The 14,825-nt window shown below is 36.4% G+C and carries 14 protein-coding genes; 8 read left to right on the top strand and 6 right to left on the bottom strand.

Annotated elements, in window-relative coordinates:
- Positions 1-2 precede the first annotated feature (2 nt).
- On the bottom strand, positions 3-1,859 hold the full coding sequence (locus AC2A07_RS06395) for an ATP-binding protein (RefSeq protein WP_484049732.1): 1,857 nt from the start codon (positions 1,857-1,859) through the stop codon (positions 3-5).
- 158 nt (positions 1,860-2,017) lie between these two features.
- Between AC2A07_RS06395 and AC2A07_RS06390 the strand changes: the two genes are divergently transcribed.
- The 3 genes from AC2A07_RS06390 (at position 2,018) to secG (ending at position 5,900) form a co-directional block, all read left to right on the top strand.
- On the top strand, positions 2,018-3,331 hold the full coding sequence (locus AC2A07_RS06390; RefSeq protein ID WP_484049731.1) for a M16 family metallopeptidase: 1,314 nt from the start codon (positions 2,018-2,020) through the stop codon (positions 3,329-3,331).
- A gap of 52 nt (positions 3,332-3,383) precedes the next feature.
- Positions 3,384-5,429: a M16 family metallopeptidase gene (locus AC2A07_RS06385; RefSeq protein ID WP_484049730.1), complete on the top strand. Its 2,046-nt coding sequence runs from the start codon at positions 3,384-3,386 to the stop codon at positions 5,427-5,429.
- Between the two features lie 123 nt (positions 5,430-5,552).
- A complete protein-coding gene (secG, locus tag AC2A07_RS06380; RefSeq protein ID WP_484049729.1) occupies positions 5,553-5,900 on the top strand; it encodes a preprotein translocase subunit SecG in 348 nt (115 codons plus the stop codon).
- Between the two features lie 50 nt (positions 5,901-5,950).
- Here secG and AC2A07_RS06375 read toward each other — a convergent pair whose 3' ends face one another.
- The 3 genes from AC2A07_RS06375 to AC2A07_RS06365 form a co-directional block, all read right to left on the bottom strand.
- Positions 5,951-6,790: a glycosyltransferase family 2 protein gene (locus AC2A07_RS06375; protein ID WP_484049728.1), complete on the bottom strand. Its 840-nt coding sequence runs from the start codon at positions 6,788-6,790 to the stop codon at positions 5,951-5,953.
- 1 nt (position 6,791) lies between these two features.
- Positions 6,792-7,403 carry a recombination mediator RecR gene (recR, locus tag AC2A07_RS06370; RefSeq protein ID WP_484049727.1) on the bottom strand — a complete coding sequence of 204 codons (612 nt, stop codon included), beginning with the start codon at positions 7,401-7,403 and terminating at the stop codon, positions 6,792-6,794.
- Between the two features lie 339 nt (positions 7,404-7,742).
- On the bottom strand, positions 7,743-8,000 hold the full coding sequence (locus AC2A07_RS06365) for a hypothetical protein (protein WP_484049726.1): 258 nt from the start codon (positions 7,998-8,000) through the stop codon (positions 7,743-7,745).
- Between the two features lie 168 nt (positions 8,001-8,168).
- Between AC2A07_RS06365 and AC2A07_RS06360 the strand changes: the two genes are divergently transcribed.
- The 4 genes from AC2A07_RS06360 (at position 8,169) to AC2A07_RS06345 (ending at position 12,119) form a co-directional block, all read left to right on the top strand.
- Positions 8,169-8,771 carry an LURP-one-related family protein gene (locus AC2A07_RS06360; protein WP_484049725.1) on the top strand — a complete coding sequence of 201 codons (603 nt, stop codon included), beginning with the start codon at positions 8,169-8,171 and terminating at the stop codon, positions 8,769-8,771.
- Between the two features lie 94 nt (positions 8,772-8,865).
- Entirely contained in the window at positions 8,866-9,357 is a 492-nt protein-coding gene (locus AC2A07_RS06355; RefSeq protein ID WP_484049724.1) for a hypothetical protein, read from the top strand.
- A 184-nt stretch (positions 9,358-9,541) separates the two neighbouring features.
- Positions 9,542-10,987 (top strand): aminoacyl-histidine dipeptidase, encoded by a 1,446-nt coding sequence (locus AC2A07_RS06350; RefSeq protein WP_484049723.1) that lies wholly within the window; start codon positions 9,542-9,544, stop codon positions 10,985-10,987.
- Between the two features lie 550 nt (positions 10,988-11,537).
- Complete coding sequence (locus tag AC2A07_RS06345) at positions 11,538-12,119, top strand: LOG family protein (RefSeq protein WP_484049722.1); 582 nt, start codon at positions 11,538-11,540, stop codon at positions 12,117-12,119.
- Positions 12,120-12,225: 106 nt separating this feature from the next.
- Here AC2A07_RS06345 and AC2A07_RS06340 read toward each other — a convergent pair whose 3' ends face one another.
- Both AC2A07_RS06340 and AC2A07_RS06335 read right to left on the bottom strand, forming a co-directional pair.
- On the bottom strand, positions 12,226-12,555 hold the full coding sequence (locus AC2A07_RS06340) for a 2Fe-2S iron-sulfur cluster-binding family protein (RefSeq protein ID WP_484049721.1): 330 nt from the start codon (positions 12,553-12,555) through the stop codon (positions 12,226-12,228).
- A 76-nt stretch (positions 12,556-12,631) separates the two neighbouring features.
- Positions 12,632-13,687 carry an NAD(P)/FAD-dependent oxidoreductase gene (locus AC2A07_RS06335; protein WP_484049720.1) on the bottom strand — a complete coding sequence of 352 codons (1,056 nt, stop codon included), beginning with the start codon at positions 13,685-13,687 and terminating at the stop codon, positions 12,632-12,634.
- A 152-nt stretch (positions 13,688-13,839) separates the two neighbouring features.
- Between AC2A07_RS06335 and AC2A07_RS06330 the strand changes: the two genes are divergently transcribed.
- Positions 13,840-14,610: a DUF3108 domain-containing protein gene (locus tag AC2A07_RS06330; protein ID WP_314494152.1), complete on the top strand. Its 771-nt coding sequence runs from the start codon at positions 13,840-13,842 to the stop codon at positions 14,608-14,610.
- Positions 14,611-14,825: the final 215 nt, after the last annotated feature.

Raw genomic sequence — 14,825 nt, 5'->3', positions numbered from 1 at the left:
TGTTATACTTTTTTACTTTTGGGGATTTCGAAGCAAAAATCAGACCCTTTTTCTTCTGCTGACAAGACATAAATACGGCCGCCGGCTCTTTTAATGATTTCAGAAGAAATATAAAGCCCGAGCCCGAGTCCCGGAAAAGTATGCTCCTTCGAACCACTCACTCTATAGTATTGTTCAAATACTTTTTTATGCTTATCCGCAGGAATTCCAATTCCAAAATCCTTTACGCTGAACGTGATGGTATTGTCATTCAATTCTGTAGACACGATGACCTGGTCTGCACCAGGAGAATATTTGATCGCATTGCTTATAAGATTACTCATTACCTGCGCAATTCTGTGACGATCTGCAAAGACAGTTCCGATACCCGACGGATTAAAAGTTATTTTATGTCTTGAAGTCATCTGCTGTTCTGCAACAGTTTCCCCTGCCAGTTCGTCAAAATCAAACTCAGATTCATTCAGCTGAATTTTTCCGTTCTGTATTTTGGTTACATCCAGAAGATCACTGATTAAATCTGTAAGAAGATCAATCTGCCCGTCCATTTTTCTGGCAACTTCAGCATTTTTACGGTCATCCTGCCTGATGAGATTTTTTTCAATATACTGAGTATAGATTTTCAGGCTTGTGAGAGGAGTTTTCAGCTCATGGCTGGCAATACCGAGGAAGTTATCTTTTTGGGTCTGTAACTGTTTAAAATCATCAATATCGGTAAATGTTCCGATCCATTGGGTAATTTCACCTTTTTCATCAAAAGTAGGAACTGCCCTTCCCAAGAACCAGCGGTATACGTTGGGATCTTTAGGATCGCTGAATTGATATTCCATTTCGAAAGAGGTTCCGTTTTTCACGCTGTCAGCCCATACAGCTTCCACTTTTGCATGCACTTCCGGACTGATTACTCTTTTAAAACCTTCGGATGGTTTTTCATTTCGGTCAAAACCTGTATACCGGTACCAGTTGTCATTCATGTAGGTTACTTCACCATGCTTATCACAGGTCCAGACAAATTGTGGCATTGAATCGGCCAAATCTCTGAATTTCTCTTCTCTCTTCTGGATCTCTTCCCTTGCAGTGACCAGATCTGTAACATCAACTGCCATATTATGAATGGCATACACTTCCCCATTTGCATTTTTTAACGGCTTGTATGAGAAATTAAAGTAATAGCTCTGAAGTTTACCGTCAACCATCAGATCAACGCGGTCTTCTTTTGCAGTATACGTCTTTCCGGTCTTAAAAATATCTTTGAGAATCCCTATAAAAGGCTGACCTTCAAGTTCAGGAAGGGCATCTTCAAGTTTAAGCCCGATCACAGAAGCATCTTTACCCCAGGTCTTAAGGATCAGATCATTCGCTAATTCGATATACAATTCATCGGTACGGTAAATGGCAGTAGAGTAATCTGAATTTTTTATTAATTCCTCAAGTCTGTATTCACTTTCCTGTAATTTTTGTTCAGAAATAACCTGATCTGTTACTTCAGTAGCGACTACGCTTACACCTATGATTTTCTTTTTATCATTAAAAACAGGGGCATAAATAAAATCAAAGAAATGCTCTTCAAGTTTACCGAATTTCTCTAAAAAAATAGGAAGCTTATTGCCGTTAAATATCTCACCTTTTCTATAAACATTATCAAAAATATCAACAAAACCCTGAGATTTCACTTCCGGTAAAACTTCAAACAATGGCTTTCCGATTACTGAAGAATCACGTCCCCACAATTCTAAAATCTGCGGGTTTGCGTTTTGAATAATAAGATCATCACCCATTAACAGACACATTGCTACAGGAGCCTGACTGAAGAGTGTTATCAATGATTCCGGTGAAACATTCTGTTCTAAAAAACTTTTCATACGAAGTACTTTACAAGCTTCAAATATAATTTTAAAATGACTGAAATACCATAATTTAAGCCAAATTACTATCCCAACTTTTAAAACTACAAAATTTTCTCAGAAATTTGTAACAATTCCTGTATTTTTGGCACTCATTGACAAAACAATTTCTATTTATGAAAAAACGACTTCTTAGTGTTGCAGCTGCTGCTTTTTTTGGAGTAATACTGAACGCACAACAAATCAAATTCGAAGAGTATGATTTACCCAATGGTATGCACGTAATTCTTCACCAGGATAATACTGCTCCGGTTGTTACCACAGCAGTAATGTATCACGTTGGTGGAAAAGATGAAGTTAAAGGAAGAACAGGTTTCGCCCACTTTTTTGAGCACCTTCTATTTGAAGGAACTCCGAATATCAAAAGAGGGGAATGGTTTAAAATTGTATCTTCCAACGGAGGGCAAAACAATGCCAACACAAGCATGGACAGGACGTATTACTACGAAACATTCCCTTCAAACAATGAGCAGCTGGGCCTTTGGATGGAAGCTGAAAGATTACGTCATGCGGAAATTAACCAAATCGGTGTAGATACCCAGAGAGAGGTAGTAAAAGAAGAAAAAAGGCTGAGAATGGATAACTCACCTTATGGAAATCTTTTTAATACTATTCAGCAAAATCTTTTCACCAATCACCCATACCACGGTTCTGTAATTGGCTCTATAGAAGATTTAAACGGCGCCAAACTGGACGAGTTTAAAGCTTTTTATAAAAAATACTATGTCCCAAACAATGCTACTTTAGTCGTTGCCGGAGACATAAAACCTGAACAGACTAAAAAATGGATTCTTGAATATTACGGAAGTATTCCAAAAGGAGCTGTAACTCCAAAAAACTTTCCTAAGGATGAGCCTATAACAAAGGAAAAAGAAGTCACTGCCACTGATGCAAATATTCAGCTTCCTGCTTACATTTTTGCGTACAGAACACCAAGCAATAAAGAAAGAGACGCTTATGTATTAGATATGCTTTCTTCTTATTTAAGTAATGGTAAATCTTCTGTTTTATATAAAAAATTGGTAGATCAGGACAAAAAAGCTCTTCAGGTAGCTGCTTTCAATCAAGGTATGGAAGACTACAGTATTTTTGCATTCTTTGCTATTCCAATGGGAACGACAACGAAGCAGACTTTACAGAATGACATTGATGCTGAAATTAAAAAAGTACAAACTACCCTGATTTCAGATGAAGATTATCAGAAGCTTCAGAATCAGTATGAGAATCAGTTTGTCAATGCCAATTCAAGTATTCAGGGAATTGCAGCTTCGTTAGCAACCAATCATGTGTTAATGGGAGATACCAATCTGATCAATAAAGAAATTGAAATCTACAGATCAATCACTAAGCAGGATTTGCAGAATGCTGCCAAAAAGTATCTTAATTCTAACCAAAGAGTAATTATCAATTACGTACCTGAAAAAAAATAATCATTTGGAAACTCCTGTTTTTAAATCAGATTATACCCTTAAATTTTTACAAATGAAAAAACAACTCACCTATATAGCAGCAGCATTTTTATTTTCAGGAATGCTTTCTGCACAAAAAATTGACCTTAACGCAATGCCGAAACCGGGACCTACCCCTTCGATTAATATTGCGCAACCAAAAACCTTTCAGTTAAAAAACGGTTTAACTGTAATGGTTGTTGAAAATAATAAATTACCCAGAGTAAACATGAGCCTCTCTATGGACAGACAACCTTATTACGAGGGAGCTGTCACAGGGGTTAGCCAGATTATGGCAGATCAGCTTGGTAACGGAACAACGACTTTAAGCAAAGACGAATTCAACAAAAAAGTAGATTTCCTGGGAGCAAGCTTAGGTTTTAACTCTGCAGGTGCTTCATCCAATTCTCTTTCAAAATATTTTCCTCAGGTATTAAACTTGATGGCTGATGCAGTCATTAACCCTAAATTTTCTGCTGATGAAATTCAGAAATCAAAAGAAAGATCAATCGAAGGCATCAAAAGTGAAGAAAAGAATGCTTCTGCAATTGCATCAAGAGTTTCCAATGCACTGACCTACGGTAAAAATACAGCAAGAGGAGAATTCGAGACGGTAGAATCTATTAACAAAATTCAGTTAGCTGACGTTCAGAATGTTTATAAAAAATATTATGCGCCCGACAATGCTTATTTGGTAATTGTTGGTGATGTAAAGTTTGACAAGGTAAAACCGATGGTTGAAAAAGCTTTCAGCAACTGGAAAAAAGCCAACACGACTTTTGCACCTTTAGAGCCGGCTTCAAATGTTACTAAAACTGAAATCAACGTGGTAGATGTACCTTCTGCAGTGCAGTCTGTAGTTTCAGTCGGAAATCTAACTTCACTGAAGATGAATGATCCCAATTATTTTCCTGCTACCATTGCCAATTACATTCTTGGCGGCGGTGGTGAGGCCAGACTTTTCATGAATCTCCGTGAGAAAAACGGATTTACTTACGGAGCGTATTCAAGCATGAGTGCAAGTAAATATTCTCCTGAATTTTCAGCAGAAGCCAGCGTAAGAAACGAAGTAACTGATAAGGCAGTTAAAGAATTCATGAACGAGATCAATGGAATTTCTACTGTTAAAGCTGATGAATTAACAAACGCTAAGGCGAAACTAAAAGGAAGCTTTATCATGTCACTGGAACAGCCTGCTACGATTGCAAGATTTGCAGTAAGCCAAAAAGTGAATAACCTTCCTGCAGATTTCTACACCAATTATTTAAAATCCATCGATAAAGTAACTGCTGCAGATGTTTCAGGTGCTGTAAAAAATACTGTTCTGCCAAATCAAAGCAGAATTTTCATCGCAGGAAAAGCTTCAGACATTTCTGAAGGATTGGAGAAATTAGGATATCCTGTAAAATATTACGATGCCAATGCAAATCCTGTTGCCAAGCCAACGGCTCAAAAAGTAGATGCAGGAATTACAGTTGCTTCTGTTGTTGATAAATACATTACAGCGATCGGTGGAAAAGCAAATATCGCAAAGGTATCTTCTTATACGATGATGGCCTCGATGTCTATGCAGGGCCAGACCATTGATTTTAAAACTATTAAAGCCCAGGGCGGTAAAGAACTTACCTTAGTTTCTATGGGAGCTATGACTCTTCAGAAACAGGTTTTTGACGGTACAACAGGATTCTCTGAGCAGCAAGGGCAAAAGGTTGCCATGACCAAAGAAGAAATTGCTGATAACCTGAAAAATACTGAACTTTTTGAAGAACTTGGTTTTTCTAAATCGGCTGATTATAAATTGGCAGGAATTGAAAAAATCGCAGGTGAAGATTCTTACGCTATAAAAAATGCTGACAAAGCTTACTATTACAGCGTAAAAACAGGTCTTAAAACCGGAGAAACAGAAACAGTTAAAGCGCAGGGGCAAAATATGACTGTTCCCACTACATTTTCTGACTATAAGGATGTTGCTGGTGTAAAAATGCCTTATACCATCACTGTCAATCAGATGGGTATGGATATGACCATGAAAGTAAAATCTTATGAAGTAAATCAGGCAAAAGACACTGATTTCAAATAAGAATATAATAAATTCTACAATAGCGGTAACAATTGTTGCCGCTTTTGTTTTTTAGTGAAATCTTTATTTTGCCGTTCTGTAAAAAAACATTAAATTTGCCCATTCAAAAAGATATTAGAATTAATGGATACTATATTTACACTATTGATGGTTCTTATTATGATTGCCAGCATCTTATTGGTAATCGTTGTCATGGCTCAAAACCCTAAAGGTGGCGGTCTTTCAAGTACATTCGGAGGTGCATCTTCTGCACAGTTCGGGGTACAGAGAACCAATGACTTCATGGAGAAGTCAACCTGGACCTTAGGAACGGTAATCATCGTTCTTATCCTGATCAGCGTTGTTGTTACAGGGAAACCGAAACAAGCAGCTCCTGTTCCTGCAGCTCCTGCCAGAACTGAAGCACCGGCGAATCAGACAGCACCAGCTTCTAAAACTACAGCTCCGGTAAGTACTCCGGCAACTAAATAATAAATATTTTATTTAAGATAAACAAAAGCAACTCAAATCGAGTTGCTTTTTTATTTCAGTTTTATGAGTTCAATTTTGTGCCGTAATTTTAAACCTGCTTTCAGAAACGAATACTGCAACGGTTTACTTTCACGGTAATATTTATCAATAAAAATCTGCATTGCACCATAAAACCGCTCAAGATAGACCTCATTTTTCACCGTGCTCTCACCTTTATGATGAAGTATAGAGGCTTTTCCATAATAGTAATTCTTAAATCCGTTTTTCAGTAAAGTATAGCACAGATCAATATCTTCACCATACATAAAATATCTTTCATCGAGTCCTCCAACTTCTTCATAGACATGCTTTTTAACTAAGAAAAACGCTCCTGTGATGACCTCTGCTTCAGCAATTTCATATTCATCAATATCATTCCGGTAATATGATTTTGAATTTTTCTTTTTAAAATTCGTAAACAGTTTTTCGAAGGAATTGAACATATCAGGCACAGAACGTTTACTTTCCGGGAGAAAATCTCCGTTGGCATCATGCATCCTTACGCCAAGGCATCCAAAATCATCTTTGGAATCTGCAAAACTTAGAATTTCATTCAGATAATATCCTTCCAGCTCAGTATCCGGATTTAAAATCAAAAGATAGTCACCTTCTGCATTTTTAACAGCTTTATTGTTTGCTGCTGCAAAGCCTTCATTTTTTTTCGAAGCAATAAAACGTACTTTTGGAAATTCAGGGATAAGATCGCCCCACGAACTGTCTGTAGAGTGATTATCAACGACAATAATTTCAAAGTCTGTTTCCGAAGCATACTTCTGAATAGAAAGAAGACATTTTCTGAGCAGCAGAGCGACATTATAATGAACGATAATGATTGAAAGCTTCTTATTCATTTTAATCTTTTTCGTTGTAGGGAAGCCTGTTGGTAATTGATCTTCCCAGTGAAATTTCGTCAGCATACTCCAGCTCATCACCTACGGAGATTCCTCTCGCAATACTGGAAAACTGTATGCCTGAGTTTTTAAATTTCTTATAAATATAATAAGCGGTGGTATCGCCTTCCATTGTCGCACTTAAGGCAAAGATGAATTCTTTCGCATGGCCCTGCTGCAGTTTTTTTTCAATGCTCGGAATATTAAGCTGGTGGGGCCCTACTCCTTCCATAGGAGAAATCTTCCCTCCTAAAATAAGATATTTTCCTCTGTATTTTCCTGTATTTTCTATAGCAATGACATCACGCACATCTTCGACAATACAGATCAGTTCATCACTGCGTTTGTCACTGCTGCAGATTTCACAAACGTCAAAATCAGAAAAATTATGACATTCTTTGCAGTATTTGATATCATTGACCAGATTGATAATCGAAGTTCCTAAACCTGTTGCTCTGGAATTTGGCTGTTTAAGTAAATGAAGTGCCAGGCGTAATGCGGTTTTCCTGCCGATACCCGGAAGTCCCGAAATTTCTTCGACTGCTTTTGCCAGTACTTTACTTGGATAATCCATAAAGCAAAAATAAGGAAAAAGATTATGATTAAAAAGCTAAAAAACCGGAATCAAATTTTAGAATTTCGATTAAAAAACTTAAAAATGCAGCTTACATTATAAGTTTATCAGGGTTCATCTCATTTCCCCAAAATGAAATGATTTCAATACTGTTATTTTCATTCTGTAGTACAGTGCAAAATTCTGCAATATCAAAACTCTTCTTACTTTGCTGTTTGTACCGTCGATGATTTAACCAATAAAAGGATTTTGAGCTGAAAGAGACTCTACACATAGAATTTCTTTAATTTTTCAGAATATGCAGAAGATTGATTATAATCATTCCAAAATTCCAGGGTTTTAAAATATTATTCCTGAACTTCGAAAGTCCATTCTATTTTGAACATATTTTTTTGCTTTCTCATGAACATCCTTGCTTATAACCAAATCGCATTTATCAGCTTGTTGCAAACCTCTTTCTATAAATTCTATTTCAGCTTTAGACAATTTTACAGTATTTGTTGTATTTATACTTTCAAAATAAATTTTCATTTTTTCCAGAAAGCTCTCCAGGAAAGATTGCTCCTCAAAAGAACCTGTATGAATAAATAGCCCCATGATTTATCTTAAACAATGGTGTAAAGATAAAAATTCAATGATAAAGATTTTTACTGATCATATTACATTTATTGATCTATACTTTAAAATATTTCACTTTTAAACGAAAAAATTCTTCGCAATGATTTATCTTTGATCATCAAAATATTAAACAGAAAAATAAACTTTATGGTACTTAATAACCTCAACTATCCACTTGATTTTAAGTTTAAAATCACCACACTTGCGAGCGATTTCAATATCACAGATAAAAACGGAAATTATGTCGCCTACGTACGTCAGAAAATGTTTAAACTGAAAGAAGATGTTATTGTTTTCAATGACGAAAGCAAAACAAAAGAACTTTTCAGAATTCAGGCAAACCAATGGATTGATTTTAATGCATCTTATTCGATTAAAGATACTTTGGGGAAAAACTTCGGAAGATTGGCAAGAAAAGGAATGCGCTCTATCTGGAAATCTACGTATAATGTTCTGGATGAAGCCGATCAGCAGAAATTTACGATCACTGAAGACAATGCATGGGTGAAGTTTTTTGACGGAATGGTAGGTGAAATCCCTGTTATCGGAATGTTTACAGGATATTTTCTTAATCCTGCATATACCGTTAAAGGAATCGACGGAAAAGAATATTTCAAACTTAAAAAAATGCCGTCTATGTTCGGAAGAAGATTCCAGCTGGACAGACTGATTGACATAGATGATGAAGATGAAAGCCTGGTAGTATTATCTTTACTGATGATGGTTCTTCTGGAAAGAGCCAGAGGATAATCCTGTTTTTGGAAATTTGCTTTATGCAGATGGCTTACATTTTGAACTCATGATAGTACTATAATTCTACAGCACGGAAAAAACCCTTAAAAAGATGAAATACTTAATCATTTTCTTTTCAGCATTTTCACTGATAGCCTGCAAAAAGGAGAAAGAAACTGTTTTAAATTCAAAACCTTCAGATTCTGTAAACATTGTTCAGGATTCTGTAAAAACTGATTCTCCAAATTCCACTGTTTTGGTGGATGTATTCCCATTTCCAAAGGAAATCAAAGAATGCTCTTGTTATTTTGCAAAAAACAAAGCTGATTTCGAAAATGAAAAATACATTTATGCGGATGATGCAGGGAAAACTGCCTACATGAAACTCGACGGAAAAAGAATCGCTATGAATCTGATTTCTTCCAGTGATATTGAAGTGGATGAAGAGCTCACTAAAGAGATTGAAAATGAAAACTATAAAATCTCTGTAAGAGGTAAAAAGATCAAACACGAAGAGGTTCTTCTTTTTGAAGGAATGCTGACCATTGAAAAACCTGACGGTAGCGTTACCAAAATGCCTATTTACGGTGAATGCGGATGCTGAGTAATGGGTAATGAGTAATAGGTAATAGGTAATATGCAAAAATGACTGCTCCTGGATTTTGGGAGCAGTTTTTTATTTCATATATACTTATCTATTTTTTTATCATGTAGAATCATGGAGTTTTTAGCGGCCATTATCGTTTCTAAATCACAGCGATTTCGTAATTTTGATAAAAATAAATTTTATGGAACTATCAAACATAGAACCGCAGATTATCTGGAAGAATTTCTCCAGATTGAATGCTGTTCCGAGACCGTCTAAAAAAGAAGAAAAAGTAATCGCTTTTATCAGGGAATTTGGCGAAAATTTAGGACTGAATACCACCGTTGATGAAGTTGGGAACGTGATCATTAAAAAGCCAGCCACTCCGGGAATGGAAAACCGTAAATCAATTGTCATGCAGTCACACCTTGATATGGTCTGCCAGAAAAATAATGATGTCAATTTTGATTTTGAAACTCAGGGAATCCAGATGGAAGTTGACGGAGACTGGGTAAAGGCCAAGGGAACAACCTTAGGTGCTGACAACGGTCTGGGAGTAGCAACCATCATGTCAGTTCTTGAAAGTACAGATATCCCTCATCCTGATCTGGAAGCACTCTTTACCATTGATGAAGAAACGGGAATGACCGGAGCTCTGGGACTAAAGCCCGGACAGTTAAAAGGACAAATCCTTTTAAATCTCGATACAGAAGAGGATGATGAAATCGATATCGGTTGCGCAGGCGGAATTGATGTAACCGTAAGCCAAAACTATTCTACAGAAGCATCCAAGGGACAAATCGTAAGAATTGAGGTAAAAGGCTTACAGGGAGGGCATTCCGGAATGGATGTCCATAAAGGTTTCGGGAATGCCAATATCATTTTAGGCAGAATTCTTTATAAAGCTTTGGAAAATCAAAACGTTCAATTGATTTCTATAGACGGAGGAAGTCTGAGAAATGCAATTCCGAGAGAAGCTGTTGCCTTAATTTCTGTTAGAAATTCAGGAGAATTTATTGACCATGTAACCAACGGTATCAAAAAAGAAATTTTAGAAGAATTTGCCTCGGTTGAAGCAGGACTTCAGATCAATATTGAAAATTCAACTTCTTCAGATCCTGCCATTTCTGAGGAAGACTCAAAGAAAATCATTCTTGTTTTAAAATCTCTTCACAATGGTGTTTACAGAATGAGTCCTGATGTACAGGACCTGGTAGAATCATCCAACAATGTGGCAAGGGTAGAATTGAAAGAAGGAGGTCTGAAAATACTAAACCTTTCAAGATCATCCGTAGACTCATCTAAAGATTCTGTTGCTGAACAATTAAAATCCGTTTCAGAACTGGCAGGAATGAATGTTGAACTCAGCGGATCGTATCCGGGATGGAAACCAAAACCAGGTTCTGAAATCGTACAGATAATGGAAAAAATATACACCGAAAAATTTGCAGAAAAACCACACGTTGTCGCGTGTCATGCAGGTTTAGAATGTGGAATCATAGGGGCCAATTATCCTGAAATGGAAATGGTAAGTTACGGACCCACCATAAGAGGAGCACACTCACCTGACGAAAAAGCCAATATTTCTTCTACTCAGAAATTCTGGAGTTTCACTAAAGATATTTTAGCGAATATTCCTTTGAAATAAGTAGATCATTAATCAAATTATAATATCCAAAGTCTTTTGATTTTGGATATTTTTTGTTTAAAATCATTCAGATGAAAATCAAAAATACCCAACAACGTAATCAGGAACAAAAAAACAGATTCTGCAATGATAGAATAGTGAATATCCTGAAGAACTGCCTATAAAAGTTTCGATGGATTTAAAAGATTTCTTGAAAAATTAAATAAGGTTAATCATTTTTTTTAATTAATGATGATGAAAAAATCCAAGGTTAACCAATGACTTTTAATGACTTTTTAAGAGATAACGAATTTGGTTTGCGATTATTTTTTCAGAAAACCTTCATGGTAAAGGTTGCGTAAGAAAAGTTTTGAATGAACTGAGACAACATGAAAATAAATTAAATGGTTGGATAATCGACCACAATAATGATATAAACTCAACGGAAATCTTTACAAATCTCGTTTGGAATTTTATGTAAAGAATGATTTCGAAGTTTTATCAAAAATCCGACTTGAATTAAAAATCATGTCTGCGGTAAAATCAAATTGAAAATAATTAATATACAGCAATGAAAAGTATTACAGTATTTTGCGGATCAAGTTTCGGTTCGGAAGAAATTTATAAAGAACAGGCAACTCTTCTCGGACAGACTTTAGCCAAACAAGATATTCAACTTGTGTATGGGGGTGCCAATGTAGGATTAATGGGTGCGGTTGCTGACGGAGTTTTGTCAGAAGGCGGAAAAGCCATTGGAGTTCTTCCGCATTTTTTACAGTCAAAAGAAATTGCACATACTCATCTCACGGAACTTATTTTGGTAGAAACCATGCATGAAAGAAAAACCAAAATGAATGAACTTTGCGATGGTGTAATTGCACTGCCGGGAGGATTTGGAACTCTGGAAGAGTTATTTGAAATGATTACCTGGGCACAACTCGGACTTCATCAAAAACCAATTGCGCTTTTGAATATTGACGGATTTTATGATGACCTGATAAAGTTAGTCCAGACAATGGTTGACAAAGGATTTTTAAAACAGATTAATCAGGAAATGCTTTTGGTGAGTGATAATAGTAATGATCTTCTGGAAAAGATGAGAAACTATAAAGCTCCAACGGCTGGCAAGTGGATTTCTAAGGAAGATATATAGGTTGATTTATCTGTATAATTAATGTTTGGTAATAATTCAGAAAACGAATCTGAGACAACAAAAAACTCCCGAAAAAATTGGGAGTTTATATTTTTAGAAAATTTCATTAAGGATAAGGTGCGATTTCAACTGCAAGACCTTCCATGGCGTCGGCAATATGAAGCTGACAGCCTAACCTGCTGTTTTCCTGCACATGAAACGCTTCTCCAAGCATGGCATCTTCTTCATCACCCATCGGCTCAAGTCCGAGGTCTGTAATTACATAAACCTGACATGAAGCACACATGGCCATTCCGCCGCAAACTCCGATGGTTCCCTCTTCTGCCAATTCATAAGAGCGGATAATTTCCATCAGATTCATTGACATATCGGTAGGAGCGACAATGTCATGAGTCAGGCCTTCTCTGTCGGTTATTCTTATATTTATATCGTTCATTCTGTCTGATGCTGATTATTAATTGCTGATCACTATAGTTTTTAATTATATTAACCCGCCAATTATACTCCCAAAATTAATCAATTTTTTTCACCACTGCTTTCTCAGCTTCTTTACGGCTTCCGTCGAAACCGTCTACTCCGCTTACGGTCGTGTACTTTAAAACGAATTTTTTACCCGGGTTTAATCTGTTATAAACACTCTGACACATCAAAGTAGCTTCGTGGAAGCCACAGAGAATCAACTTTAATTTTCCGGGATATGTATTGATATCACCGATTGCATAAATTCCTTCGATGTTGGTCTGGTAATCCAATGCGTTATTGACAACGATTGCATTTTTTTCTATATTCAGTCCCCACTGAGCAATTTCTCCCAATTTTGGAGTCAAACCGAATAACGGAATGAAATAATCCGTCGCAATATCGACAGGCTCTTCTCCATCTTTTACTACAGTAATTGCCTCTACCCTTCCATCTCCTTTAATGGCTGTAACTTCTGCAGGGGTAATCAGTTTAATTTTACCCTGATTTTTCAGATCCTGTACCTTTTCAACAGAATCTAAAGCGCCTCTGAATTCGTTTCTTCTGTGAATGAGGGTTACTTCACTCGCTACGTTTGAAAGAAATACGCTCCAGTCTAAAGCAGAGTCTCCACCTCCTGCAATGACAACTTTTTTATTTCTGAAATGTTCAGGCTCTTTTACGAAATACTCCAAACCTTTTTCTTCATAATCAGCAATATTATCCATTGTCGGTTTTCTTGGTTCAAAAGTTCCCAGACCACCTGCAATTGCAATTGCTTTTGCCCTGTGTATGGTACCCTTGTTGGTTGTCACCTCAAACCACTCATCATCCACTTTTTTATACGACACCGCTGTTTCACCTAAAGTAAAACCAGGCTGGAACTGCTTGATCTGTTCCATTAAATTATCTACCAGTTCACCTGCATTCACAGACGGATAACCCGGAATATCAAAAATTGGTTTTTTAGGATACAACTCTGCCAACTGACCTCCAGGCTGTGGAAGTGCATCGATGATATGGCATTTCATTTTAAGCAAACCTGCCTCAAATACAGCAAAAAGCCCCGTTGGTCCAGCTCCGATAATCAATATGTCTGTCGTTATCATAATAATATAGATAATTTAATTGTATGTACCTGCAAATTTACTAATTTTAATGCGAAGCGTATTTAATCAGGCTTAAATAAAAAACTGAGATTTATCAAATCTCCCGGACAGACATTGTCTTTACTGGCAGTGTTTTTGTAAAATTGTACATTATGAAGAAATTATTTAATATTACGGCGATATTTGCTTTCTTTTTCGCCTATTCTCAAATCACAAATGTTGCAGACGGTGAATCCATCACCCTGAGAATTCATTATGGTTTTTTAAATGCCGGATCTGCTAATCTGACAGCCAGGAGAACAAATTACAAAGGTGTCCCGCATCTGTATGTGAAGGGAGCAGGGCAGACCACAGGTGCTGTAAAAGCTTTTTTTAAGGTGGAGGACCTCTATGAAAGTTATATCAATATGCAGACAGAACTTCCCAGTTTTTATGTAAGAAATGTAAAAGAAGGAAGTTACACACAGCATTTACAGACTGTATTCAACCATGATAACCATACCTTAGTGCTGACAGATAAAAAAAATACTGCCAATGGTTCAAAAACAATAAAATCTGTAAAAGGCGTTCAGGATATGCTTTCCTGTTTCTATTTTTTAAGGAGTAAAACGCCTGCAGAACTGCGGACAGGAACCATCATCAATATGAATGTATGGATTGATGATGAAATGTTTCCTTTTCAGCTGAAAGTAATAGGAACAGAGAATTTAAAAACAAAATTCGGCACTATTAATGCGTTGAAAATTATTCCGTCTGTAAAAAGCGGAAGGGTATTTAAGGAAAAAGAAGGGGTGACCATGTGGGTATCCAACGACGGAAATCATATTCCTTTACTGCTGAAAGCTGAATTGGCAGTAGGATCTCTGAAAGCCAGTATTGATGATTATAAGAATGTAAAATATCCCCTGAAATTTATAAAGTAAGCATTTAAAGCACTAATGACCTAAAAATTAAAAAGCCAAAGCAGGACTGCCTTGGCTTTTGTGTTTAATAACAACTCTAAAGTCGCTATTGGTAAAAAGAGTTTATTATTTGTGTTTTATACCTTTTGCGAAATATGTTTTTTTCTAAAGCATTTCATACAGAGTCTGATGACCCTGCACGATAATACTTTATTTCACCACTTATGTCTTAATTT

This window comes from Chryseobacterium sp. HNCC26DJ238, from assembly GCF_057180465.1.
This window is presented reverse-complemented; position numbering and strand designations above follow the sequence as displayed.

What these genes read in the sequence shown, in the direction of transcription:
- AC2A07_RS06395 (WP_484049732.1), bottom strand. Translation starts at nt 1,859, where the DNA reads ATGAAAAGTTTTTTAGAACAGAATGTTTCACCGGAATCATTGATAACA.
- AC2A07_RS06390 (WP_484049731.1), top strand. Translation starts at nt 2,018, where the DNA reads ATGAAAAAACGACTTCTTAGTGTTGCAGCTGCTGCTTTTTTTGGAGTA.
- AC2A07_RS06385 (WP_484049730.1), top strand. Translation starts at nt 3,384, where the DNA reads ATGAAAAAACAACTCACCTATATAGCAGCAGCATTTTTATTTTCAGGA.
- secG (WP_484049729.1), top strand. Translation starts at nt 5,553, where the DNA reads ATGGATACTATATTTACACTATTGATGGTTCTTATTATGATTGCCAGC.
- AC2A07_RS06375 (WP_484049728.1), bottom strand. Translation starts at nt 6,790, where the DNA reads ATGAATAAGAAGCTTTCAATCATTATCGTTCATTATAATGTCGCTCTG.
- recR (WP_484049727.1), bottom strand. Translation starts at nt 7,403, where the DNA reads ATGGATTATCCAAGTAAAGTACTGGCAAAAGCAGTCGAAGAAATTTCG.
- AC2A07_RS06365 (WP_484049726.1), bottom strand. Translation starts at nt 8,000, where the DNA reads ATGGGGCTATTTATTCATACAGGTTCTTTTGAGGAGCAATCTTTCCTG.
- AC2A07_RS06360 (WP_484049725.1), top strand. Translation starts at nt 8,169, where the DNA reads ATGGTACTTAATAACCTCAACTATCCACTTGATTTTAAGTTTAAAATC.
- AC2A07_RS06355 (WP_484049724.1), top strand. Translation starts at nt 8,866, where the DNA reads ATGAAATACTTAATCATTTTCTTTTCAGCATTTTCACTGATAGCCTGC.
- AC2A07_RS06350 (WP_484049723.1), top strand. Translation starts at nt 9,542, where the DNA reads ATGGAACTATCAAACATAGAACCGCAGATTATCTGGAAGAATTTCTCC.
- AC2A07_RS06345 (WP_484049722.1), top strand. Translation starts at nt 11,538, where the DNA reads ATGAAAAGTATTACAGTATTTTGCGGATCAAGTTTCGGTTCGGAAGAA.
- AC2A07_RS06340 (WP_484049721.1), bottom strand. Translation starts at nt 12,555, where the DNA reads ATGAACGATATAAATATAAGAATAACCGACAGAGAAGGCCTGACTCAT.
- AC2A07_RS06335 (WP_484049720.1), bottom strand. Translation starts at nt 13,687, where the DNA reads ATGATAACGACAGACATATTGATTATCGGAGCTGGACCAACGGGGCTT.
- AC2A07_RS06330 (WP_314494152.1), top strand. Translation starts at nt 13,840, where the DNA reads ATGAAGAAATTATTTAATATTACGGCGATATTTGCTTTCTTTTTCGCC.